The sequence below is a fragment of the Hymenobacter sp. B1770 genome (assembly GCF_049896385.1).
Taxonomy (GTDB): Bacteria; Bacteroidota; Bacteroidia; order Cytophagales; family Hymenobacteraceae; genus Hymenobacter.
Map to the genome: position 1 here is coordinate 817,805 of NZ_JAFCUF010000001.1, position 22,702 is coordinate 840,506.

20 protein-coding genes are annotated in these 22,702 nt (G+C 55.7%); 13 read left to right on the plus strand and 7 right to left on the minus strand.

Annotated features, from left to right (window positions below):
• Positions 1-28: 28 nt before the first annotated feature.
• Complete coding sequence (mazG, locus tag ACP7AJ_RS03400) at positions 29-886, minus strand: nucleoside triphosphate pyrophosphohydrolase (protein ID WP_426058770.1); 858 nt, start codon at positions 884-886, stop codon at positions 29-31.
• A gap of 73 nt (positions 887-959) precedes the next feature.
• Between mazG and glmM the strand changes: the two genes are divergently transcribed.
• From glmM to ACP7AJ_RS03425, 5 genes are all read left to right on the plus strand, one after another.
• A complete protein-coding gene (gene glmM, locus ACP7AJ_RS03405; RefSeq protein ID WP_426058771.1) occupies positions 960-2,357 on the plus strand; it encodes a phosphoglucosamine mutase in 1,398 nt (465 codons plus the stop codon).
• 158 nt (positions 2,358-2,515) lie between these two features.
• Complete coding sequence (locus tag ACP7AJ_RS03410; RefSeq protein ID WP_426058772.1) at positions 2,516-3,685, plus strand: cysteine desulfurase family protein; 1,170 nt, start codon at positions 2,516-2,518, stop codon at positions 3,683-3,685.
• 226 nt (positions 3,686-3,911) lie between these two features.
• The gene (locus tag ACP7AJ_RS03415) at positions 3,912-4,595 is read left to right on the plus strand and encodes a ferritin-like domain-containing protein (RefSeq protein WP_426058773.1); all 684 of its coding nucleotides are present in this window, start codon (positions 3,912-3,914) and stop codon (positions 4,593-4,595) included.
• A gap of 188 nt (positions 4,596-4,783) precedes the next feature.
• Positions 4,784-5,431 (plus strand): hypothetical protein, encoded by a 648-nt coding sequence (locus ACP7AJ_RS03420; RefSeq protein WP_426058774.1) that lies wholly within the window; start codon positions 4,784-4,786, stop codon positions 5,429-5,431.
• A gap of 93 nt (positions 5,432-5,524) precedes the next feature.
• Positions 5,525-5,971 (plus strand): PRC-barrel domain-containing protein, encoded by a 447-nt coding sequence (locus tag ACP7AJ_RS03425; protein WP_426058775.1) that lies wholly within the window; start codon positions 5,525-5,527, stop codon positions 5,969-5,971.
• A gap of 194 nt (positions 5,972-6,165) precedes the next feature.
• On the opposite strand, the gene hemH is transcribed toward ACP7AJ_RS03425, so the two are convergent.
• Positions 6,166-7,209 (minus strand): ferrochelatase, encoded by a 1,044-nt coding sequence (gene hemH, locus ACP7AJ_RS03430; protein WP_426058776.1) that lies wholly within the window; start codon positions 7,207-7,209, stop codon positions 6,166-6,168.
• Between the two features lie 279 nt (positions 7,210-7,488).
• Here hemH and era point away from each other — a divergent pair, with 279 nt between their 5' ends.
• The 3 genes from era (at position 7,489) to ACP7AJ_RS03445 (ending at position 10,268) form a co-directional block, all read left to right on the plus strand.
• Complete coding sequence (era, locus tag ACP7AJ_RS03435; RefSeq protein ID WP_426058777.1) at positions 7,489-8,385, plus strand: GTPase Era; 897 nt, start codon at positions 7,489-7,491, stop codon at positions 8,383-8,385.
• 153 nt (positions 8,386-8,538) lie between these two features.
• A complete protein-coding gene (der, locus tag ACP7AJ_RS03440) occupies positions 8,539-9,867 on the plus strand; it encodes a ribosome biogenesis GTPase Der (RefSeq protein WP_426058778.1) in 1,329 nt (442 codons plus the stop codon).
• A gap of 170 nt (positions 9,868-10,037) precedes the next feature.
• Positions 10,038-10,268 (plus strand): hypothetical protein, encoded by a 231-nt coding sequence (locus ACP7AJ_RS03445; protein WP_426058779.1) that lies wholly within the window; start codon positions 10,038-10,040, stop codon positions 10,266-10,268.
• Between the two features lie 51 nt (positions 10,269-10,319).
• On the opposite strand, the gene ACP7AJ_RS03450 is transcribed toward ACP7AJ_RS03445, so the two are convergent.
• The 4 genes from ACP7AJ_RS03450 to ACP7AJ_RS03465 all read right to left on the minus strand — a co-directional run bounded on the left by ACP7AJ_RS03450 (position 10,320) and on the right by ACP7AJ_RS03465 (position 13,238).
• Positions 10,320-10,910, minus strand: a complete 591-nt coding sequence (locus ACP7AJ_RS03450) for a hypothetical protein (RefSeq protein ID WP_426058780.1) — start codon at positions 10,908-10,910, stop codon at positions 10,320-10,322.
• A 107-nt stretch (positions 10,911-11,017) separates the two neighbouring features.
• A complete protein-coding gene (murQ, locus tag ACP7AJ_RS03455; protein ID WP_426058781.1) occupies positions 11,018-11,812 on the minus strand; it encodes an N-acetylmuramic acid 6-phosphate etherase in 795 nt (264 codons plus the stop codon).
• Between the two features lie 10 nt (positions 11,813-11,822).
• A complete protein-coding gene (locus ACP7AJ_RS03460; protein WP_426058782.1) occupies positions 11,823-12,068 on the minus strand; it encodes a cytochrome b5 domain-containing protein in 246 nt (81 codons plus the stop codon).
• 12 nt (positions 12,069-12,080) lie between these two features.
• Positions 12,081-13,238 (minus strand): arginase family protein, encoded by a 1,158-nt coding sequence (locus ACP7AJ_RS03465; protein WP_426058783.1) that lies wholly within the window; start codon positions 13,236-13,238, stop codon positions 12,081-12,083.
• Between the two features lie 197 nt (positions 13,239-13,435).
• Between ACP7AJ_RS03465 and ACP7AJ_RS03470 the strand changes: the two genes are divergently transcribed.
• The 5 genes from ACP7AJ_RS03470 to ACP7AJ_RS03490 all read left to right on the plus strand — a co-directional run bounded on the left by ACP7AJ_RS03470 (position 13,436) and on the right by ACP7AJ_RS03490 (position 21,642).
• On the plus strand, positions 13,436-15,214 hold the full coding sequence (locus ACP7AJ_RS03470; protein ID WP_426058784.1) for an AMP-dependent synthetase/ligase: 1,779 nt from the start codon (positions 13,436-13,438) through the stop codon (positions 15,212-15,214).
• A 179-nt stretch (positions 15,215-15,393) separates the two neighbouring features.
• Positions 15,394-15,870 (plus strand): MarR family winged helix-turn-helix transcriptional regulator, encoded by a 477-nt coding sequence (locus tag ACP7AJ_RS03475; protein ID WP_426058785.1) that lies wholly within the window; start codon positions 15,394-15,396, stop codon positions 15,868-15,870.
• A gap of 58 nt (positions 15,871-15,928) precedes the next feature.
• Positions 15,929-18,337 (plus strand): 3-hydroxyacyl-CoA dehydrogenase NAD-binding domain-containing protein, encoded by a 2,409-nt coding sequence (locus tag ACP7AJ_RS03480; RefSeq protein ID WP_426058786.1) that lies wholly within the window; start codon positions 15,929-15,931, stop codon positions 18,335-18,337.
• 121 nt (positions 18,338-18,458) lie between these two features.
• On the plus strand, positions 18,459-19,646 hold the full coding sequence (locus ACP7AJ_RS03485; protein WP_426058787.1) for an acetyl-CoA C-acyltransferase: 1,188 nt from the start codon (positions 18,459-18,461) through the stop codon (positions 19,644-19,646).
• Between the two features lie 205 nt (positions 19,647-19,851).
• The gene (locus ACP7AJ_RS03490; RefSeq protein ID WP_426058788.1) at positions 19,852-21,642 is read left to right on the plus strand and encodes an acyl-CoA dehydrogenase family protein; all 1,791 of its coding nucleotides are present in this window, start codon (positions 19,852-19,854) and stop codon (positions 21,640-21,642) included.
• 101 nt (positions 21,643-21,743) lie between these two features.
• On the opposite strand, the gene ACP7AJ_RS03495 is transcribed toward ACP7AJ_RS03490, so the two are convergent.
• Complete coding sequence (locus tag ACP7AJ_RS03495) at positions 21,744-22,700, minus strand: alpha/beta hydrolase (protein WP_426058789.1); 957 nt, start codon at positions 22,698-22,700, stop codon at positions 21,744-21,746.
• Positions 22,701-22,702 lie beyond the last annotated feature (2 nt).

The window sequence follows — 22,702 nt, forward strand, 5'->3', positions numbered from 1 at the left end:
GTGTGTATGTGGTAGAATTGCGACAACGCTAAATGCCCTGCTTGGGTTGGGTTAGATGCCTTTTTGCCTGTTCCCAGTACACATCCATCTCCGCTAGAGTGAGGTCAGCTAGGTGCTCGCCATTGGTAGCTGCGGCCGACTCCAAGTACTGAAACCGGCTGATAAACTTACGGTTGGTGCGCTCTAGTGCTTCTTCGGGATTGATGCCGGCAAAGCGGGCAAAGTTGACTAGTGAAAATAGTAAGTCGCCAAACTCATCGGCGGCTTTTTCAGGATTCATTTTCTCAGGTTGGCCGTGGCTATATTCGTCGCCGAATTCGCCTAATTCTTCTTTTACCTTTTCCCAAACTTGCTCAGGCTGCTCCCAGTCGAAGCCCGCCCCACGCGCTTTTTCTTGAATTCGCATGGCTTTCACCAAGGCCGGAAGAGAAGTAGGCACGCCGCCGAGCACGCCGTTCGTGTTGCCTTTTTCTTTCAGCTTAAGTTGTTCCCAGTTGCGTTTTACGGTTTCTTCGTCATCCGCCTTCGCATCGCCGTAAATGTGTGGGTGGCGGTAAATAAGCTTTTCACATTGCGCGTTAAGCACGTCGGCGATGTCGAAGGCTCCTTGCTCAGCAGCTATGCGTGCATAGAACACCAAATGCAGCATAACATCGCCAAGTTCCTTTTTGAGGTCGGTTAAATCATTGCGCAGAATAGCATCGCTGATTTCGTAGGTTTCTTCAATGGTGAGGTGGCGTAGCGTTTGCAGCGTCTGTTTTTTATCCCAGGGGCATTCGGTGCGCAGGCGGTCGAGAACATCGAGCAAGCGGCCAAAAGCTTCGAGTTGCGCCGGACGGCGAGCACTGGTAAGCAGAGCGCTAGAAGTAATCGGGGTGTTTTCCATTATTTCAAAGATAAATGAGGCGTCGGCAACCGGCTGCTAATGCCTAAATTTGTGCTTTCAAAAACTCTACCCCGTGACTCTTATAAAATCAATTTCCGGCATTCGCGGCACCATTGGCGGACCAGTTGGGCAAGGCCTTACTCCCCTCGACGTGGTGAAGTATGCCGCTGCTTATGGCACTTGGGTGAAAACGCAGGCCACTGATAGCAAACTTATCATCATTGGCCGTGACGCCCGTATTTCTGGCGAAATGGTTAGCCGGCTGGTAGCTGCCACGTTGCAGGGCCTAGGCCTTGATGTGTGCGACCTTGGGCTGAGCACAACACCTACTGTGGAAATGGCAGTTCCCGCCAAAAAGGCTGCTGGGGGTATTATTCTTACTGCTTCACACAATCCTAAGCAGTGGAATGCACTGAAATTGCTGAATGCCCACGGCGAGTTTATTTCCGATACCGATGGGCAGCAGGTGCTGGCCTTGGCCGAAAGCGAAAACTTTGAGTTTGCGACGGTCAGCAAGCTTGGGCAGTATACTACCGACGCTACGTTTTTGAAAAAGCACATCAAAGCCATTCTGGCCCTGCCGCTGGTGGATGTGGAGGCCATTCAGGCCCGGAATTTCCGGGTGGTGGTCGATGCCGTGAACTCTTCAGGAGGCTTTGCCGTGCCACAGTTGCTGGAAGCCCTGGGTGTAACAACCATTGAGAGGCTGCACTGCGAGCCGACCGGCGACTTTGCCCACAACCCCGAGCCCCTGCCCGAGCACCTGCGCGATATTGCCAAGGTGCTGGAAAAAGGCGGCTTCGACCTCGGCATAGTGGTGGACCCCGACGTGGACCGCTTAGCCTTAGTGAGTGAGAACGGCGAGATGTTCGGTGAAGAATACACTCTGGTAGCCGTGGCCGACTATGTGCTGAAGCAGCTAGGCGGTGGCAACACCGTGAGCAACCTGAGCAGCACCCGCGCTCTGCGTGATGTGACTGAGAAGGCTGGCGGCCAGTATGCCGCCGCCGCCGTAGGTGAGGTGAACGTGGTCACCAAAATGAAGGAAACCAACGCCGTGATTGGTGGCGAGGGCAACGGCGGCATTATTTACCCTGAACTGCACTACGGCCGCGATGCCTTGGTGGGCATTGCGCTATTCCTGACGCATTTGGCCAAATCCGGGCTCAACATGAGCCGGCTGCGGAGCTCTTATCCCAGCTACTTTATTTCCAAAAATAAAATTGAGCTCACCGCCGAAATCAACACCGATGATGTGCTGGTGAAGATGGAAAAGCGCTATGCCAAGCACCCGGTGAATACTATCGACGGGGTTAAAATCGAATTTGACAAAGAATGGGTGCACTTACGTAAATCGAATACCGAGCCGATAATTCGCATTTACGCCGAGTCTGATTCGAACGCTACGGCTGATTACCTGGCCCAAAAAATCATTGGCGACATTAAGGAGATTATTGCGGTAAAGGCATAACGCCTGCCAGCCGCCGCGACGAGGCGCCCAGGTCAGTAGCCACCGAGGGCCCTACGGGCTGGGGTTGGTTTCGGCCAAATGTCCGACGTTTGTATAACGATACTTCAGATTTGCCGGGCGCACCCACGTCCGGCATCTTCTGTTCTTACCCTCATTATATGACCAACCCCGCCTCTTCTGCACCCGCCTTCGCTTATTTTGACAATGCTGCCACTACGCCCCTCGACCCTGAGGTGCTGGAAGCCATGCTGCCCTTCCTCAGCCAGCACTACGGCAACCCGAGCAGCCTGCACGGGCCAGGGCGGCAGGTGCGTGCTGCCATCGAAAACGCCCGCAAAACGGTAGCTCACCTTGTGGGAGCTGCTCCGGCAGAAATTACCTTTACCAGCGGTGGCACCGAGGCCGACAACTATGCGGCTTTTGGTAGCGTCCGGACTTTGGGGCTTAAACACGCCATTACTTCGCCGCTCGAGCACCATGCCGTGTTGCATCCGCTGCAGGCAATGGCCAAGACGGGCGAAATCGAGCTGCACTATGTAAGGCATGATGCCCAGGGGAGTCTCGACCTGGTGCATCTGGAAGAGTTGCTCGCAGCACATTCGCTCACGTTCGTGAGCCTTATGCATGCCAACAACGAAATCGGCAACCTGAACAACATTGAGGCCATCGGGAATATTTGCGCTCAATTTGATGCCGTGTTCCATACTGACACGGTACAGACCATGGGCCACTACCGGCACGACGTGCAGAAGTTGAGAAACCATTTTCTGGTGGGTTCGGCACACAAGTTTCATGGGCCAAAAGGGGTAGGTTTTCTATATACCCGTTATGGTTTTCAGGTGAGTCCGCTCATTTATGGCGGCTCACAAGAGCGCAACGTGCGCTCCGGCACCGAGAATGTGTATGGCATTGTGGGATTGGCCAAAGCACTGGAAATTGCTGTGCGGGATTTGGGCACGCACCAAGCCCACGTTCAAGGGCTTAAAGACCGGTTCATCGCGAAGCTGAGCGCTGAAATCGACGACGTACAGTTTAATGGCTGCTCGGCCGTGGCCGATAAAAGCCTGTACACGGTGTTGAGTGTGAGCTTGCCGCCTTCGCCCATTAGCGAAATGCTGTTATTCAACCTTGACATTAGCAAAGTAGCGGCTTCGGGAGGCTCGGCTTGTACCAGCGGAGCGCAGGCAGGCTCGCATGTGCTGGATGCCTTGGGCTGCGACCCCGACCGCGCTACCGTTCGCTTCTCGATGAGTAAAATGAATACCGCCGCTGAAGTTGACTACGCAGTAGCTCAACTAGCCAAACTATATCGGCGGGTAGCAGTGTAAGATGAAGGAAAAAAGAGGGTTTGGCAACTGCTCAGTTAAAGGGCGCTTGCCTTACGTACCGAAGGCTGATGCTTAGGAAGTGAAGAAAAATAAAGTGGAGCTCCGGAGAAAGCCAGTGGCATGGTAAAGCAGCTGCGAAAGATGCCTATTAATCAAGATTCTCCTAACGCGCAGGATTAATCTGCGTAAGCCTAAGCAGGTTTCACTATTTGCCTTTATATCACTAATGAACCAGCCTCAATCTTCGTCGACCACTAATACAGGGTCTGTTAATTCTTTCATTGGCCAAGCTCAGCAGTGGCTTAAGCAGGGCAACGTGGGCCAACTGCTGGGCCAAGTGCCTGCTTCCCTCAAAAAAGTGGGCAACCAAACCGCCACCAGCTTTAATAAACTTAGCACCACCCAAAAAGTAGTGGGCGGCGCGGCGTTACTGGTAGGAGCTACTTTGCTAGCTCGCCGCAATAAAGGCGGCCGTGCTGGCCAATCGGCCACGCTCAACGAGCTGCTCTACTTCGTCAATGACCGCATTGAAGGCTACAAGCGCGCCGTAGACGAGAGCCAAGACACCCAGCTACGTGGCTATTACCAGCAACTGGTAACCCAAAGCCAGCAATTTGCCAACCAGCTCAATGCCTACCTGAGCCAGGAAGGTGGCGCTCGCCAGACCAGCACCACCGTGAAGGGTAAATTCTACCGTGCCTGGATGGATGCCAAAGCTGCTCTCACCGGCAACGACGAGAAAGCTATTCTTGGCTCCAATATCTACGGGGAAGAATGGGCTATCAAAGCCTATGAAGAAGCATTGAACGATAACACGCTGACCGGCGTGATGCGCCAAGCTGTAGACCGCCAATATGCGCAATCTCAGAAAACCTACCATGAGTTGAAGAGCTTGAAAGACAAGCAATAGATTTGCTTGCTAACAGGGCCCCACCGGGCGTGGCTAAATTGTCGGTCATGCTTGGTGGGGCCCTGTTGTGTTCGATGGGCACGCTTGCTGCCGGAATTGATTATAATAGAAAATTTAAATACTCTTGTTGTAGCTCAATGGCTACTTTTTGCTTCATTTCGTAAAACGTAGCTATAACATATTTCTGCATGGCTGATATTAATATTCAACGTAAAAAATCTGCTCCTAGTCCGTGGGTTCTCGTGCTGCTGGCTGCTTTGGCTGTGGCGATAGCTGCTTATTTCTTCCTGCGAAATGACCCTGCCGATGAGCCCGGCCAAACTGCTGCCTCCGGTATGGAAACCACGCCTGCAGGCAGCCCGCCTCCTGGTGCTCCCACCGACGATACCCGGGCTGCCACTGCGGTTGAAGCGCAGGAGGATGATGAGCAATTTACCCCGGCTTCGCTCGCAGCCCATGCGGCTACTAACCCTGCTGCCCCAAGTTATGCGGTGACGGGTTTGCAGCAGTTGACAGCTACCCTAGTAGCATTGACAGACCGCGACGACCTGCGCGACCCGGCCATTACGGAGCAGCGCGATAACTTGACCAGCGCCACCAACCGCTTGGGCGAGTCGACCAGCAGCCTGCGTCCCGGATTCGTGGCTGCCGCTGGGCTTATTCGGACGATGCAGCAGAAGGCATACCCAGAGTTGGAAAATCAGGTTAATGACTTAGTGAGCTTGGCGGGCCAGATGTCGGGCCGCAGTACTACCGCTGCCGACCAGCAGCAGACCAAACAATTTTTGACCCAGGCAGCCGAAGCGTTGAGTGCGATGAGCGAGCCCGCCCACTAATTGACGAACGGGCAGGACTGCTGATGGCCAGTATGGCGCTGCTAACCGCAAGATGCACGCCTAACAACTGAAAACGAAGAACTGACAACTCCTATGGATACTCCTGTGCTGCGCCGCCTGCGCGACCTGACTGATTTTGAAGTAGCCGATGGCAACCCTGACGTGCGGGGCTGGGCTGTGCGCGGCGGCGACGGCCACGCACTGGGCCAAGTCCATGAGTTAATTGTGGACCCGGAAGCCCTGAAGGTGCGCTACCTCGACGTGGAACTCGATACACGGTTCAAACGCGGCCAACACGAAAATCATATTCTGTTGCCCATTGGCGTAGCCTCGCTCGATACAGATGGCGACAACGTGTTCGTGCCTGCGCTAAACGCTGACACGGTGCTGAATTACCCACCCTATAGCGAAATCCAGATTACCCGCGACTATGAAGAGGCCATGCTACGAGCTTTGGGCTTAAACTCAACAAGTGAAGGCGACCGGTTTTATGAGCGTGATTCTTACGATGCAGCGGCGTTCTACCGCAGACGCGTGTAAATAGGACTGCAACCTGTGAAGCAAGCAACTCGTGCTTCTGCTCAGCAAGTATTACTGTGAAGCGCGTTAGTTAGCCCTTTCAGCTCGGAGGCCCGCTTTTTATTGAAGAACCCCGGAGCAATCGAAGAGATGAGCTGCTCCGTTGCTCAGGCAGGCGCTTATTTTATACTTAACAAGCGCAGCAAGCCGCAACCCTAGCTCCGCCGAATCATGGCAGTGACGGCATCTACCCACATGGGCTCCGAGTTTAGGGAGGGCACCAACTGCCAATGCTCGCCGCCTGCTTCCTCAAACATTTCCTTGAACTCGTCGCCGACTTCGATGGTGGTTTCCAGGCAGTCGGCCACGAAGGCAGGGCTGAAGGCTAGCACGTTCTTGATGCCCTTGGCCGGGAAATCCTTAAGGGCAATGTCTGTATAGGGCTTCAGCCACGGGTCGCGGCCCAGCCGGCTTTGAAACGCCACGGTGTACTGGTCGGGCGTGATGCCCAGGCCTTCGGCCACGCGACGGGAGGTGTCGAAACACTGGGCGCGGTAGCAGTAGCGGTTTTTGTCGTTGAGCGTGTCGCAGCAGCTTCCAAACTGGCAGTAGTTCTGAACGCTGCCCTTGGTGATGTGCCGCTCCGGAATGCCGTGGTAGCTGAACACAATGTGGTCGTACTCGTGCTTGGCCATCTCGCGCTTGCCCAACTCTACGACGGTAGCAATGAAGCCCGGGTCGTCAGAAAAAGCACTGATGAAGCTGATGCTGGGCACAATCCACCACTTGCCCACAATCTCCATCACCTTCTCCTGCACCGAGCCGGTGCTGGCCGACGCGTACTGAGGAAACAGCGGCAACACGATAATGCGCTCCACGGCCGCCTCGCGCAGCTCTTCCAGCGCCCTCGCAATGCTGGGGTTTTGGTAGCGCATGCCAAACGCCACCACGTAGTCGGGTCCTAGCTGGTCCTGTACTTTTTTCTGCAAGTCAAGGCCGTGGAATAGGAGGGGGGAGCCCCGCTCCGTCCAGAGCTGCTGGTAGATTTTGGCTGACTTAGGAGCCCGCAACGGAATCACGATGCCCTGAAACAGCGGGTAGTGCACCACAGCCGGCAGGTTGTCAATCACCCGCACGTCGGTCAAAAATTCGTTGAGATAGCGGCGCACGTCCGGCGTTTTCGGCGAGTCGGGCGTGCCAAGGTTGACGAGCAGTACGCCAATGCGGCGAGAGGGAGTAGCAGGAGCAGAGGAATTCATTAATGCAAAGGTCAGAAGCAGGGCGCAGACGGCCGGGGTCAACACGGAAATTTCCGGTCTTAAGGCAGCAGCCTGCCAAGCAAACAGCTAGCTGCGAGATTGGGTTTGTACGTTAGCCAAGCAAGTGGCTTTTACGTTGATTTATGCCTGCAGCAGAAAGCCCAGCAGATACTCAAGAGATGCGGCAGATGCCTCAGTAGCGGCCTCATTTAGAGCCTGTCTAGCTTTTGCCCTCCAAAATCCGTACCTTTGCGGCCCTGATTATCAAACCCATCCATCGTGAACCCCGAACCTAAACCCCACCGCGCCGGCTTCGTGAGCATTATCGGCAAGCCCAACGTTGGCAAGTCAACGCTGATGAATGCGCTGGTGGGCGAGCGGCTGAGCATCGTCACCAGCAAGGCCCAAACCACTCGCCACCGCATCCTAGGAATTCTCAATGGCGAAGATTTTCAGCTGATTTACTCCGACACACCGGGCATCATTCAGCCCAAGTACGAGTTGCATAACGCCATGATGTCGTTTGTGTACTCTTCGCTGGAAGATGCCGATGTGGTGCTATTTGTCACCGACATCTACGAGAAGCACGACGAGGAACCCGTAGTAGAGCGCCTGCGCAAAATGGTGGATACTCCCATCATTCTCCTCGTCAATAAAATCGACCAAGCCGACCAGGCCGAAGTAGAAGCCAAGCTGGCCTACTGGAAAGAGCAGCTACCCAACGCGGCTGAAGTATTGCCCATCTCGGCCCTCAATGCTTTCGGCACCGAAGGTGTGTTGCAGTTGGTGCTCGAGCGCCTGCCCGTTCACCCCGAGTATTACCCCAAAGACGAGCTGACTGACAAGCCGGAGCGCTTTTTTGCCGCCGAAATGGTGCGCGAAAAAATATTTAAGCTCTACAAAAAGGAGATTCCCTATAGCTGCGAAGTAGCTATTGAGGAATTCAAAGAGGAGGAAACTATTATCCATATCCGCGGCATTATATACGTAGAGCGGAGTAGCCAAAAAGGCATCATCATCGGCGCAGGCGGCGCGGCATTGAAAAAAGTAGGCACTTGGGCCCGCGAGGAGATGGAGAAATTTTTTCAGAAGAAGGTGTTTCTGGAGCTCCATGTCAAAGTCAACGAGAATTGGCGGACTGACCCGAAGGCCTTGAGCCGTTTTGGTTACCAATAGACCTTTGAACCAACCAAGCAGCCCGTCATGCTGAGCTTGCCGAAGCATGGCGGACTCCATCATCACAAATTCATTACAAACCGACCATCTTTTATTTAAATAACCCCGGGCACTGCCGAATCTAGGTCGGGTCGGCGGCTGGGGCCACACAACATGTCTAAGCAGAACACCATCGCCATCGTGGGGCGGCCCAATGTGGGCAAATCCACGTTATTCAACCGCCTCGTAGGCCAGCGCAAGGCCATTATGGACAACGAGAGCGGTGTAACCCGCGACCGTCACTACGGCTACGGCGACTGGATTGGGAAGAACTTTACCGTTATTGACACGGGCGGTTACGTTCACAATTCGGAAGATATTTTCGAAGGAGAAATCAACAAGCAGGTCAAACTGGCCATTGAAGAAGCCGATGTGGTGCTTTTCATGGTAGACGCTGACTCTGGCGTGCACGGCCTAGACGAAGAGTTTGCTCACGTCCTGCGCCGCTACATGGGCAAAAAGCCTATTTACCTGGTGGCCAACAAGGCCGATACCAATCTGCGCGCCAATGGCGTAGGTGAGTTTTACTCTCTAGGTTTGGGCGATGGCGAAATTTATGCCATCAGCAGCCAGAACGGCCACGGCACCGGCGAACTGCTGGATGCTGTGGTAAGCCACTTCGACGACCCGGGCATTGAAGAGCCCGAGTCAGAAATTCCGCGCATTGCCGTGGTGGGCCGCCCCAACGTGGGCAAATCCAGCCTGGTAAACCTGCTGCTCGGGGAAGACCGCAGCATTGTGACCGACATTGCCGGCACAACCCGGGACTCGATTTCGGCCCGCTACAACGCGTTCGGCAATGAGTTTATCTTGGTCGACACGGCCGGTTTGCGCCGCAAGGCCAAGGTGAGCGAAGACATCGAGTTCTACGCCAACATGCGCAGCCTGCGCGCGTTGGAAGAATGTGACGTCTGCATCGTGATGCTGGATGCCAGCCGCGGCATTGAGGCCCAGGATGTGAACATCATCACTCTGGCCGATAAAAACCGCAAAGGCATCGTTATTCTGGTGAACAAGTGGGACTTGGTTGAGAACAAGGAGACCAACACCGCCAAGGACTTCGAGGCGAAAATCTTGGAAAAGATTGCGCCTATTGCGTACATCCCGGTCATCTTCGTTTCGGTGCTCAACAAGCAACGGGTGCACAAAGCCATTGAGACGGCTGTGGAAGTGTTCCACAACAAGCGCCGCAAAATTCCGACTTCTCAGCTGAATGACATCATGCTGAAGGAGATTGAGAAATACGGCCCGCCAGCGCTCAAAGGCAAGATGATTCGCATTAAGTACGTGACGCAGCTGCCCACGCACAACCCGGTATTTGCTTTCTTCTGCAACCTGCCGCAGTACGTGCAAGCCAACTATACACGCTACCTCGAAAACCGGATGCGCGAGCATTTCGACTTCAAGGGTGTGCCCATTGGCATCGTGTTCCGGAAGAAGTAGGTGCTTGCGAGGTCGGTGAGCAATGGCTGTTTCTCCTGGTTTTGTGAAAAAAGTTTTGAGTGGAGGGTTACCTTCTATCGGCTCGGGTATAAAGCCTCGAATATGATGATTTGCTTAATGCTAGCCATCGTTCGAAAACTGAAATTCACCCCATTCAACATAACACCAAGATGAAAAAAGTATTGTTCCTCGCCCTGGCTGCTGCTTCGTTCTCGTTCACCGCTTGCGAAAGCAAGAAAGAAGAGGCTGTAGAGCAGCAGGCTGAAGCCGTACGCGACGGCGCTGAAATGAAGGCTGACTCGACCATCGAGAACGCTGATGCCAAAGCTGACGCTATGGAAGAAGGTGCCGACAAAATGGCTCCTGCTACCGAGACTCCTACTGAAGAAGTTAAGAAGTAGTTCTTAGGTAACTAAGACAAAAAAGCCTCGCCGGTAACGGCGAGGCTTTTTTTATTGCTCGATAGTAGTTTCGGGCGAGCCCAAGCGGCGGTTGAGTAAGTTGTCCACTACTTCGAAAAGGCGACGTGGCTCGTAGGTGCGCCACGGCAAATCGTCGAGCTGGCCACCGAAGTTGACGTAGTTGTCGACGTTGTACTGGTGCATTTCGCGCTGCACGTGCTCTTGGAAGTTAATGCCTGCAATCCAGCCATCTTCTACGTCTTCGTACCACTCTTCGTAGTAGTCATCATCGGAGCCATGGAAGTTAAACACATTCTCGCCCACGAGAATAAACTTGCGAATGCCTTCGTGGATGAGCACATCAATGATGTTGCGCTTCAGCTCCATGATGTCGTTCTCGATGGCGTCGTTCCACTCGCCGATGAACTCAAGCACGGCCACGCCGTCTTCATAGTCTGCGAAGAGAATCTTGAAGAATAGGGTGTCTGACCCCAGGCTGTCCCACTGCGGGTGGATGTAGTAGCCGTAGATGGTGTTGGTGTAAGACTCCAAGCTGTTCTCCGCTTCGAACAGCGGCGACCGCGGGTCTTCAGAAGCGGAATACTGGTCTATCCAGTTGTAGTGGGGCTCGATGGTATGCATAAGTGGGTGGCACATGCTTTAGCTTGTGCCTACCTAGAAACGCCAAAAGACCTGAATCGTTCGAAGGAAAAAATAACCGCATGAGGCACAAGCCAAAGCGTATGCTGCTACCGTGCCATCAGCGCCGCTCGCACACTGCCGTGTTGTTTCAGCAACTGTGCAGCTTCTTCTTCGCCGATGCCTAGCTCATCCATCAACATTCGTTCGCCGCGCTCCACGAGTTTGATGTTGGACAGCTTCATGTCGACCATCTTGTTCCCCTTTACGTAGCCCAGGCGAATAAAGGTGGCGGTAGTGAGCATGTTGAGCACCATTTTCTGGGCTGAGCCTGCTTTAAGGCGGGTGCTGCCAGTGAGAAACTCCGGCCCGGTAACTACTTCTACCGGAAACTCGGCGGCGGCGGCTACGGCCGAGCTGGCGTTGCAAACCACGCAGCCTGTGGCCACACCCGCGGCCCGCGCATTGGTTAGCCCACCTATCACGTAGGGCGTGCGGCCCGAGGCGGCAATGCCCACCAGCACGTCCTTGGCGCTGATGCCATGGGCCTGCAAATCCTTCCAAGCTTGCTCGGCGTCGTCTTCGGCGCCTTCTACTGCCACGCGAATAGCCGAATCGCCACCAGCCATGATGCCAACCACCAGCTCGGCTGGCACGCCAAAGGTGGGCGGGCATTCCGAGGCGTCGACTACTCCCAGCCGCCCGCTGGTGCCTGCCCCAATGTAAAACAACCTTCCCCCTGCCTGCAGCCGTCCCACAATAGCCTCGACCAGCTGCTCAATCTGGGGCAGGGACTTGGCTACGGTTTGCGGAACCGTGTGGTCGAGCTGGTTCATGCCGGCCAGGATTTCAGCTGTGGGCAGCGTTTCGAGGTGGTTGTACTCGGAGGGGGATTCAGTAGTCATACAGGGAGTATTATTTCAGTAAACCTATGACGGGGAAATTGTCAAACACGTTGGCGTTGTGAGGAGCGTCCTTGTCGAGCTCAGTCGTTAGGTCCTGGCCAGCCCAGTGTTCGTAGTGGTGGCCGCGCTTCCACAGGCGCGAGCGGCTCACGTCATAGATGCGGCCCTCATAGGCCACCCAGATTTCGTCGCGGTCCTGGCCGTTGCGCAGGGCAAGCTGGTTGCGGGAGTAGGAGGGAAGGTCGTTTGGTGCCACTAGAACGCCATGCTAACCCAACAATGCCTGCAGTCGAATCCAGCGCTGGGGTAGGTCTCCTTGCGAGGCGTTCAGGTAGTCTTCGTACGTGCAAGGCACCACGCGCTTCACGGAGTTGTCGCCTAGGCGCTCTACTTCCATCCACCACTTGTCGGCACGGCGCGATTTATAGAACACTAGCTTATCGGGGTTGCCCGGCAGCACCACCGTGTAGGTAAGGAAGCGGAACGTGCCGAAACCAGTTTCGGGACGGCGGTGATAGAAGCCCTCGATGAAATACCACAGCATGGTAGCCAATGTAGCCGCGGCCATGCCGTGCGGGTCCAGGTCGGCGCGGTAGCCGTAGAGGCCAAAGGAGCTGAGCTGTTCGTTGTGGCCAGCGTACCAGCAAAGCTGGGTCGCGTCCTCGTTGCCGAGGCCGAAGGGGTTAGCGGGGTAGTAGCCAGGGGCATCCTGCCAGCGCAGGGCAGCAATGTCCACGCTAAGGAATTCTGCTTGGCGAATGAGCGGCTCAGCCAAGCGGCGGTCGGTTCGTACTTCACCCACGCTCATGGTTTCGAAATGCAGCTTTTCGAGGGCTACCAGTACCTCGGGAGGCGTAAGGTACTGCTGGTGGCCAAGGTGCGCAAGGCTGAATACAAAGTTGGGCTCGTGCACCAGCAGGCGGCGAAGGTGGCTTTCTTCGGGTGGGGTGCCGGGGCCGGGCTCGGCCATGTCGGGCCTGGCATCCACTACCGCGAAGCAGATGGCGCGGTCCTGGGATTCGTAGGCTAGAAACTGGCCGTAGTCGAGGTCGTGGCTGCCGCCGAGCAGCACCGGGACCGTGTTTTCTTCCAACAAGGCCCCGATGATTTCGCGCAGGCGCTGGTAGGTGTCTTCCAGGGTGAGGCCGGGGCGCAGGTTGCCGAGGTCCACGAAACGTACGGTGCCGGTGCCCTTTTGCAACTGGTAGAAGCGCTGGCGTACCTCGTTGGCACCATGACGGTTAGGGTTGGGCGGGCCAGCGGCACTCCCCCGCCATTCATCGAGGCCGATAAGGGCAAGGTCAGCGTTGCGCCAATCGGGAAAAGTTTCGGTGAAGCGGGTGGCGTAGGCGGCTAGCGTGGTGGGCGCGGGGACAGCAGCGGTCAGCGTTTCCGGCAGCGGGTCAAAAAACAGGGCCAGATTCATTGGGAGCGGAAAGGCAAGTGCCCAAAATTACACAGGAAAAGCCCGTATACACGGGCTTTTTGGCGGTTTTGCCTACCGCCTGTTTTTTTGCCGTTTGCCTTGTGTTATAGTTTCGTCTGGAGAAGTATAGCACGGCGACAAAAAAAGCTCTTTATTTAAGCTGAATTTCACTCTGCACGCCTAATAAAACCCACCCCATGGACGTTCGTCGCACTTTCGATATACTGGCCCATCAACTAGCCAATTCGCCCAAGTCGGACGCATTTGCCGCCAAGATTGACGGCCAGTGGGTGCCCACGAGTACCCAGCAGGTACAAGACCAAGCCAACCTCGTGAGCCTGGGGCTAACATCCCTTGGCCTGAAGCGCGGCGACAAAGTGGCCATCATCAGCATGAACCGCCCCGAATGGATGCTGGCCGATTTCGGCATCTCGCAAATTGGCGCCGTGAGCGTGCCGATGTACCCCAGCATCACCGTCGAAGACTACAAGTACATCTTTGCTGACGCCGGTGTGCGTGCCATATTCGTGTCCGATGAGAAGCTGCTAGATAAAGTGAAAGAAGCCATTATCGGCCTCAACATTCCTGATACCAACATCTTCTCTTTTGACCGGCTATCTGGTGCTCGCCACTTCAGCGAGCTGCTGGAACTGGGCAAAAAGGGGAATGCCGCCGACCTCGAGCCGCTGAAAGCTGCCGTGCAGCCCGACGACCTGCTCACCCTCATCTACACCAGCGGCACCACCGGCAGCCCCAAGGGCGTGATGCTCACCCACGACAACATCCTGAGCAACTGCCGCAGCTCGCAGCCTGCCGTGCCGGTCTCCAAAGAAGACAAAGCACTAAGCTTCCTGCCGCTCTGCCACATTTTTGAGCGCATGGTGACCTACCTCTACATGATTAACGGGGTAAGCATCTACTACGCAGAGGGCATGGAGGTGATTGCCGACAACCTGCGCGAGGTAAAGCCTCAGATTTTCACTACCGTGCCACGCCTGCTGGAGAAGGTGTATGACAAAATTGTAGCCAAAGGCCACGAACTGGAAGGCGTGAAGAAGAGCCTGTTCTTCTGGGCCCTGGACCTGGGTCTGAAGTACGATACTCAGAAAGACCACGGCTTTCTTTACAACACTCAGTTGGCCCTAGCCAACAAGATTATTTTCAATAAGTGGCGCGATGCTTTGGGTGGCCAGCTGCGCTGCATTGTATCGGGTGGTGGCGCCTTACAGCCGCGCCTGGCCCGGGTGTTCTGGGCAGCAGGCATCCCCGTGATGGAGGGCTATGGGCTCACCGAAACTTCGCCGGTTATTGCCGTAGGCGGTTATCAGAAGGAAAACAATATGATTGGCACCGTGGGCCCGGTAGTTCAGGGCGTGCAAGTAAAAATTGCTCCCGATGGCGAGATTCTTACCAAATCGGCCTCTGTGATGAAGGGGTATTACAACAAGCCCGACCTCACGGCCAAGGAGTTCGATGAAGAAGGCTGGTTCCACACCGGCGACATTGGGGAGCTGGTGAATGGCAAGTACCTGAAAATTACCGACCGAAAGAAGGAAATGTTCAAGACTTCGGGCGGCAAATACATTGCCCCGCAGGTGATTGAAGGCAAACTGAAAGAAGACCCCCTTGTGGAGCAGGCCATGGTGGTGGGCGCTGACCAGAAGTTCCCTTCTGTTCTCATCGTTCCCTCGTTTGCCGACCTTCGCGGCTGGTGCAAGCGCAACGATGTGCCAGATGCTCCCAACGAAGAACTCATCAAGAATGAGAAAATTGTGGGGTTGTACGACGGCTTGGTGAAGAAATACAACAAGAGTTTCGCACAGTGGGAGCAGGTGAAGCGCTTTGTGCTGCTACCCGAGCTCTGGACCGTGGAAAGCGGCGAAATGACCCCCACCATGAAGGTGAAGCGCAAGGTCATCAGCGAAAACAACAAAGACCTTATTGAGAGCCTATATCGGCAAACCGAGAAGCGATAATTCCAGACAATGACAAGGCTTGGCAAACGTTGCTTAAGACCTCGCCGCAGCAGTTCTTGAACACAAATTAAAAGTTGGGCAGCTTCGACTACGTTTGGGCTGCCCAACTTTTTTTAAATAAAAACTAGTATGCAAGCCTAACAAATTCTTCGTAAGTTTACCGCTCTTAGCCCACTAATATGAAACCCGAAGAAACCGTCGATTACAACATTAAAGTGGCCTGGCATGCCATTTCGCGGATGTATAACACCCAGGCGGCTCAGAATGACATCACGACCAGCATTGGGTTTGTGTTGCTGAATATTGACCAAGACAAAGGTACGCCGGCCACCAAAATTGCCCCGCTGCTGGGCCTGGAAACCCGCAGCCTGACCCGCATTTTGCGCAGCATGGAAGAAAAAGGTCTCATATACAAGCAGGCCGATTCTGTGGACAAACGCTCGGTGCGCATTTTTCTGACGCCGCTGGGACTGGAGAAAAAAGAGGTTTCGCGCCAGACGGTGCGGCACTTCAACCTGAAAATTCGAGAGAAGATACCCCAGAGCCAGCTTGATACCTTCTTCAAGGTGACGGCTCAGATTACGAGTATGATTGAAAGCAAGGGTCTCTTTGAGGGCTTTGAGTTGAAACCGTTACGGCACGAAGCATCGGCCTAAGTAAGCCGTGCTCTCTTATACCATTACATCACTTTCCCACTAATTCCCCCACCCGAGGATGAATCGAACTATCAAGAAAGTTGCCGTGCTGGGCTCCGGCGTCATGGGTTCGCGCATTGCCTGCCACTTTGCCAACATTGGCGTGCAGGTACTGCTGCTCGATATTGCTCCCAAGGAGCTGTTGCCCGACGAAGAGAAGAAAGGCCTGAAGCTGGAAACTCCGGCCGTGCGCAACCGCATTGTCAACGCTGCCTTGCAAGCTGCAATCGTTTCCAACCCCTCGCCACTCTACCGCAAAGCCGACGCCAGCCGCATCAAAACCGGCAACTTCGACGACAACCTCAAGGATATTGCCGGCTGTGACTGGACGATTGAGGTAGTAGTGGAGCGCCTTGATATCAAAAAGGGCTTGTTTGAGCGCGTAGAGAAGTTCCGCAAGCCCGGCACCCTCATCACCAGCAACACCAGCGGCATCCCTATTCATCTGATGACGGAAGGCCGCTCCGACGATTTTAAGAAGCACTTCTGCGGCACGCACTTCTTCAACCCGCCACGCTACTTGAAGCTGCTCGAAATCATCCCGACGCCGGACACTGACGCTGGCATCGTGGATTTCCTGATGCACTATGGCGACCTGTACCTGGGCAAAACCACCGTACTCGCTAAAGATACTCCGGCGTTTATTGCCAATCGCGTGGGCGTGTTCGCCATCATGGATGTGCTGCGCATCATGCAGGAGCTAGGCCTGACGGTGGAAGAAGTGGACAAGCTCACCGGTCCGGTGATTGGCCACGCCAAGTCGGCTACTTTCCGCACGTCGGACGTGGTGGGTTTGGACACCCTGATGAACGTAGCCAACGGCCTAGCCCAGGGCCTGCCGAAGGACGAAGCCAAAGACGTGTTTCAACTGCCCGAGTTTCTCAAGAAAATGGGCGAGAACAAGTGGCTGGGCGACAAAACCGGCCAAGGCTTCTACAAGAAGACAAAGGGCGAAGGCGGCAAATCGGAAATCCAGGCGCTGGACCTGAACACGCTGGAGTACAAGCCGAGCGCCAAGGTGAAATTCGCCACGCTGGAGCTGACCAAGACTATGGATGCTCTGGCGCCGCGCTTCGCGGTGCTGGTGACGGGCAAGGACAAAGCAGGCGAATTCTACCGCAAGAGCTTCGGCAGCCTGTTTGCCTATGTCACCAACCGCGTGCCCGAAATCACCGACGCGCTGTATAAGATTGACGACGCCCTGCGCGCTGGTTTCGGCTGGGAAATGGGGCCTTTTGAAACCTGGGACGCGCTGGGTGTGCAGAAAGGTGTGGAGTTGATGCAGGCCGAAGGCAAAGAGCCTGCTGCCTGGGTTACCGAGATGCTGGCCGCCGGCCACACCACGTTCTACAAAGTGAACGCGGACGGCGTAAAGGAGCACTACGACATAGAGTTGAAGAGCTACCAGCCCATCCGCGGCGTCGAGAATTTCATCATCCTCGACAACCTGCGCAGCACCGGCAAAGTGTTATGGAAGAATGCCGGGGCCTCGGTTATCGACCTTGGCGATGGCATCCTGAACGTGGAGTTTCACTCCAAGATGAACTCGCTCGGCCAGGACGTAATTCAGGGCTTGCTGAAGGGCGTCGACATGGCCGAAGCCGGCTACCGCGGCCTGGTGATAGGCAACAACGGGGCGCAATTCTCGGCCGGTGCCAACCTAGGCTTGGTATACATGCAGGCGCTGGAACAGGAGTTCGACGAGCTGAACATGATGATTGCGCAGTTTCAGAACGCCATGATGCGGATGCGCTACAGCAGCATTCCGGTGGTGGGTGCCCCGCACGGCCTCGCGCTGGGCGGCGGCTGCGAAGTCAACCTGCACTGCGACCGCGTGGTGGCGGCCGCTGAAACCTACATGGGCCTAGTGGAATTCGGCGTGGGCCTGATTCCGGCCGGTGGCGGCACCAAGGAAATGACCTTGCGCACGGCAGCCAAGTACGAGGAGGGGGAGCCTGAACTCAACCTGATTCGTAATACGTTTGTCACCATCAGCACGGCCAAGGTTTCGACTTCGGCGGCCGAAGCGTTCGACTTGGGCTTTATGCGCCGGGGCGACGAAATTGTGGTAAACAGCAACCGTGTGATTGCCCAGGCCAAAGCGGCTGCACTTGATTTGGCCGATGCCGGCTACACCCAGCCGGTGCAGAAAACCAACATTAAGGTGCACGGCAAAGGTGCGCTGGCCATGTTTAAGACCGGTGTGTACGCCATGAAAGAAGGCCGCTACATCTCGGAGCACGACCAGAAAATTGCCGACAAGCTGGCCTACATCATGTGTGGCGGCGACCTTAGTGCCCCCACCGAGGTAAGCGAACAGTACCTGCTGGACCTGGAGCGCGAAGCCTTCCTCAGCCTCTGCGGCGAGCGGAAGACGCTGGAGCGGATTCAGAGCATCCTAACCACTGGCAAGCCGCTGCGCAACTAATTATTTGTCATGCTGACAAAGGAAGCATCTTATCACGGCTGCTTTTGTTAGCTTTTCATAAACCAAGTGGCGCGAGCGTGATAAGGTCCTTCGCTGCGCTCAGGATGACAATCAAAACTAAATGTCTAACAACACAGCATACATCGTTGCCGGCTACCGCACGGCAGTGGCCAAAGCGCCCCGCGGCGGTTTCCGTTTCACCCGCACCGACGACCTTGCGGCGGAAGTTATCAAGCACCTCGTGGCCTCAGTACCGGCCCTCGACCCGGCTCGGGTCGACGACGTAATAGTGGGCAACGCCGTGCCCGAGGCTGAGCAAGGCCTCCAAATTGGCCGCATGATTTCGCTGCTCTCCCTGCCAATGAACGTGTCGGGAATGGTGGTGAACCGCTACTGTGGTTCGGGCGTGGAAACCATTGCCATGGCCGTGAATCGCATCAGCGGCGGCATGGCCGACTGCATCATTGCCGGCGGTGCCGAAAACATGAGCATGGTGCCCACCGTGGGCTGGAAAACGGTGCCCAACTACAACCTGGCACACAAGTACCCCCAGTATTACTTGGGCATGGGGCTCACGGCCGAAGCCGTGGCGCAGGAGTACAAAATCAGCCGAGAAGACCAGGACCAGTTCGCCTACGCTTCGCACCAGAAGGCCGTGAAGGCTATTCAGGAAGGCAAATTCAAAAGCCAGATTTTGCCCATCACGGTAGAGGAAACCTACGTTGACCAGGCGTCGGGCAAAAAGAAAAACCGCTCGTTCGTGGTCGATACTGACGAAGGCCCACGGGCCGATACCTCAGTGGAAGCATTGGCCCGACTGCGACCCGTATTTGCCGCCAATGGCAGCGTAACGGCAGGCAACTCTTCCCAAACATCGGATGGCGCGGCTTTTGTGCTGGTGATGTCGGAGCGCATGGTGAAGGAGCTGAACTTAGAGCCCATTGCCCGCATGGTAACCTACGCCACCGAAGGCATAGACCCGCGCATCATGGGCATGGGCCCGGTGAAAGCCGTTCCGAAAGCCCTGAAGCAAGCTGGTATGAAGCTCGATGACATGGACTTGATTGAGATGAACGAAGCTTTCGCTTCGCAGTCCATTGCCGTGATGCGCGAGCTAGGCATGAACCCCGACAAGCTGAACGTGAACGGCGGTGCTATTGCATTGGGCCACCCGCTGGGCTGCTCAGGCGCAAAGCTCTCCATTCAGCTGTTTGATGAGCTGCGCGGACGTGGCCAGAAATACGGCATGGTGACCGCCTGCGTGGGCGGTGGCCAGGGCGTAGCCGGCATCTACGAACTGCTGAAGTAACAGCAGCTTGACCGACAACGCATGTTGTGCGTTGAGTTGCATTCAAATTGATTATCTGCGAACTAGCAGCCGTAGCTAGTCGTTAACCTAAAAGCAGAAAGCCCCGCTCATCCGGGGTTTTCTTTAAGCTAAGTAGTAGGCGTGCCTAATAAATTCGCCTCGGTTTACCTAACTTTACAATCCCACTCCTAACCTAGCCAACGTCATGGAAGTAACGCAGCATGCGCCCCTTAAAGGCGGCGAATTCATTATTAAACCCACTGATTCGCAGGACGTCTTTACGCCGGCTGATTTCACCGAGGAGCAGAACTACATGCACCAGACCTGTCTGGACTTTGTGGCCTCTGAAGTGCATCCGCTACTGGACCGCCTCGACAACCACGAAGAGGGTCTCATGCGCGGCCTGATGGAAAAAGCGGGGCAGCTGGGCCTGTTCGGTGTGAGCGTGCCCGAGCAGTTTGGTGGTCTGGACATGGACTTCCCTACCGCCCTGCGCGTGACGGAAGGCGTGGGCGGCGGCCACTCGTTTCCGGTAGCTTTCGCGGCCCACACGGGCATCGCGCTGCTGCCCATTCTGTACTTCGGAAACGATGAGCAGAAAACCAAGTACCTGCCCGGCCTCACCAATGGCGAGCTGATGGGTGCTTACTGCCTCACCGAGCCTGGCTCCGGTTCCGATGCCCTGGGGGCCAAGACTAAAGCTGTCCTCAATGCTGAAGGCACGCACTACGTGCTGAACGGCCAGAAAATGTGGATTACGAATGCCGGCTTTGCCGATGTGTTCATCGTATTTGCCCAGATTGACGGCGACAAGTTCACCGGCTTTATTGTGGAGAAGAACACGCCCGGCTTGAGCCTTGGCAACGAGGAGCACAAGATGGGTATTCAGGGCAGCAGCACCCGTCAGGTATTCCTGGCTGATGCGCTGGTGCCCAAAGAGAACGTGCTGGGGGAGATTGGCAAAGGCCACCTCATCGCCTTCAACGTGCTGAACATTGGCCGCATCAAGCTGGCGGCAGCCTGCCTGGGTGCTACCAAAATGGCCGCCACCCTGAGCGTGAAGTATGCCAACGAGCGGGTGCAGTTCAAACTGCCGATTTCGAAGTTTGGGGCCATCCGCTACAAGCTGGCACAGCAGGCCATTCGCATCTACGCTGTGGAATCGGCTATCTATCGGGCCGGCTCCGACATCTACCGAATGGAGCAGCAGCTTATAGCCGAAGGCAAAGGCTCGAATGAGGCCCTGCTCGGCGCCGCTCGCGAATTCGCAGTGGAGTGCGCTATTCTGAAAGTAGAAGGTTCGGAAGTGCTTGACTACGTAGTAGATGAAGGCGTGCAGGTGTACGGTGGCTACGGCTTTTCGGCCAATTACCCCATGGACCGTGCTTACCGGGATTCGCGCATTAACCGCATCTTCGAGGGCACCAACGAAATCAACCGCCTGCTGGCCGTTGACATGATTCTGAAGAAGGGCCTAAAAGGCGAAATTGACCTAATGGGCCCGGCCCAAGCCGTGCAGCAGGAGCTGATGAGCATTCCGAGCCTGAGCCAAGAAGAGGAGACTGGCCTGTTCAGCAAGGAATTCAAGACCATTGCCAACCTGAAGAAGGCTGTGCTGATGGTGGCCGGTTCGGCTGTGCAGAAATTCGCTGCCACCCTCGCCAAAGAGCAGGAGTTGCTGATGAACATCGCCGACATGTCCATCAAGGTGTACATCGCCGAGAGCACGTTGCTACGCGTGGAGAAAGAAGCTGCAGCCAAGGGCGAAGAAGCCTTGTCTGCAGAAGCTGACATGGCCCGTGTGTACTTGGCCGATGCCATCGACATTGTGGAGAAAGCCGGCAAAGACGCCATCGGCAGCATGGCCGAAGGCGACGAGCAGCGCCTGTTGCTGATGGGCTTGAAGCGCTTCACCAAAGCCGAATTGCTGAATGTGAAGGAAGCCCGCCGCCGCGTGGCTGCCAAGCTGATTGAAGCCAACGAGTACGCTTTCTAGACCACTGATTTATTAGATTCTACGGGTTAGTCGAATTTTGTAGACGTAAAAAAGGCCGCTTCTGGGTTAAGGAGCGGCCTTTTTGTTGCTGGCTGGCACGGTTATTTAAGGAACGCTGCCACCGAAGCCTGCCAGTGGGCGGGGTCGTTGCGGACGTAGCTCTCGTGCTGAGCGGTGGGGTAAGTAACTAACTGCTTTGGGCCGCGGATGGCGGCATAAATGGCCTCGGTTTCCCGGCGGGTCACGCGTGGGTCTTGCTCGCCCCATTGCAGCAGGGTCGGCACGCGCACGGCGCGGGCATAGGCCACGGCGTCGTGGTTGAAACCCCAAAATCCGTTTTGGAGGCTACCGGTGAACACAATGAGATGTGCCAACGGCTCCTCGGGTTGGCTCAGGGAGCGCAACCGGCCCTTGGAAGCATCAATCAGGCTGGCAAAAGGGCATTCCAGAATTAGCCCTTGCGGCTGCATAGTCGGAAACAGCCTGATGCCGCGCAGTACGCTAACTGCGCCCATGCTGGTGCCAAAGAGGCAAATTTTCTGGTTAACGTTCTGGCGAAATACCCAGTCGTAGGCAGCCTTCACGTCTTGGGCTTCCTCGTAGCCAATGGAGGTGTAGTTGCCATCCGACGCCCCGGAGCCCCGGAAATCCACTTGCAGGGTATTGAAGCCCAGTTTGCGGAAATGCTGAGCTTCCAAATTAAGCCCTCCACGCTGGCTGTGGTAGCCGTGAAACAAGGTTACTGTGCCACGGGGCCTTGCTACGGGCACATACCACGCCGCCAGATGGGTGCCATCTGCCGCCATGAGGGTAATGTCCTGATAAGCAGTGTCAGGAGCCGGGCCATCTATGGGGCGCCCGTTGGGTACTCCCATCAGCGCAAACTTAGCCATGGCCAGCGCAGAGGGAGGGCCGGTAGGCAGCGCAGCGCCCGCTGCATCGAAGTGTGTAAAGTGGTAGGCCTGTTTGAACAGCACAAAGCTAAAGAGCACCAGCAGCCCGGCCAGAGTCCAGGCGATGCGCCCTATCCAGTTGCGTCTTCTTCTGATGGGATGCATGG

Bases quoted from the DNA above. Each gene is read 5' to 3' on its own strand.
- ACP7AJ_RS03410 (WP_426058772.1), top strand. From the start codon at position 2,516: ATGACCAACCCCGCCTCTTCTGCACCCGCCTTCGCTTATTTTGACAAT.
- ACP7AJ_RS03415 (WP_426058773.1), top strand. From the start codon at position 3,912: ATGAACCAGCCTCAATCTTCGTCGACCACTAATACAGGGTCTGTTAAT.
- murQ (WP_426058781.1), bottom strand. From the start codon at position 11,812: ATGACTACTGAATCCCCCTCCGAGTACAACCACCTCGAAACGCTGCCC.
- ACP7AJ_RS03425 (WP_426058775.1), top strand. From the start codon at position 5,525: ATGGATACTCCTGTGCTGCGCCGCCTGCGCGACCTGACTGATTTTGAA.
- ACP7AJ_RS03485 (WP_426058787.1), top strand. From the start codon at position 18,459: ATGTCTAACAACACAGCATACATCGTTGCCGGCTACCGCACGGCAGTG.
- ACP7AJ_RS03445 (WP_426058779.1), top strand. From the start codon at position 10,038: ATGAAAAAAGTATTGTTCCTCGCCCTGGCTGCTGCTTCGTTCTCGTTC.
- ACP7AJ_RS03480 (WP_426058786.1), top strand. From the start codon at position 15,929: ATGAATCGAACTATCAAGAAAGTTGCCGTGCTGGGCTCCGGCGTCATG.
- ACP7AJ_RS03470 (WP_426058784.1), top strand. From the start codon at position 13,436: ATGGACGTTCGTCGCACTTTCGATATACTGGCCCATCAACTAGCCAAT.
- ACP7AJ_RS03490 (WP_426058788.1), top strand. From the start codon at position 19,852: ATGGAAGTAACGCAGCATGCGCCCCTTAAAGGCGGCGAATTCATTATT.
- der (WP_426058778.1), top strand. From the start codon at position 8,539: ATGTCTAAGCAGAACACCATCGCCATCGTGGGGCGGCCCAATGTGGGC.
- ACP7AJ_RS03475 (WP_426058785.1), top strand. From the start codon at position 15,394: ATGAAACCCGAAGAAACCGTCGATTACAACATTAAAGTGGCCTGGCAT.
- ACP7AJ_RS03465 (WP_426058783.1), bottom strand. From the start codon at position 13,238: ATGAATCTGGCCCTGTTTTTTGACCCGCTGCCGGAAACGCTGACCGCT.
- mazG (WP_426058770.1), bottom strand. From the start codon at position 886: ATGGAAAACACCCCGATTACTTCTAGCGCTCTGCTTACCAGTGCTCGC.
- hemH (WP_426058776.1), bottom strand. From the start codon at position 7,209: ATGAATTCCTCTGCTCCTGCTACTCCCTCTCGCCGCATTGGCGTACTG.
- ACP7AJ_RS03450 (WP_426058780.1), bottom strand. From the start codon at position 10,910: ATGCATACCATCGAGCCCCACTACAACTGGATAGACCAGTATTCCGCT.
- ACP7AJ_RS03420 (WP_426058774.1), top strand. From the start codon at position 4,784: ATGGCTGATATTAATATTCAACGTAAAAAATCTGCTCCTAGTCCGTGG.
- ACP7AJ_RS03495 (WP_426058789.1), bottom strand. From the start codon at position 22,700: ATGCATCCCATCAGAAGAAGACGCAACTGGATAGGGCGCATCGCCTGG.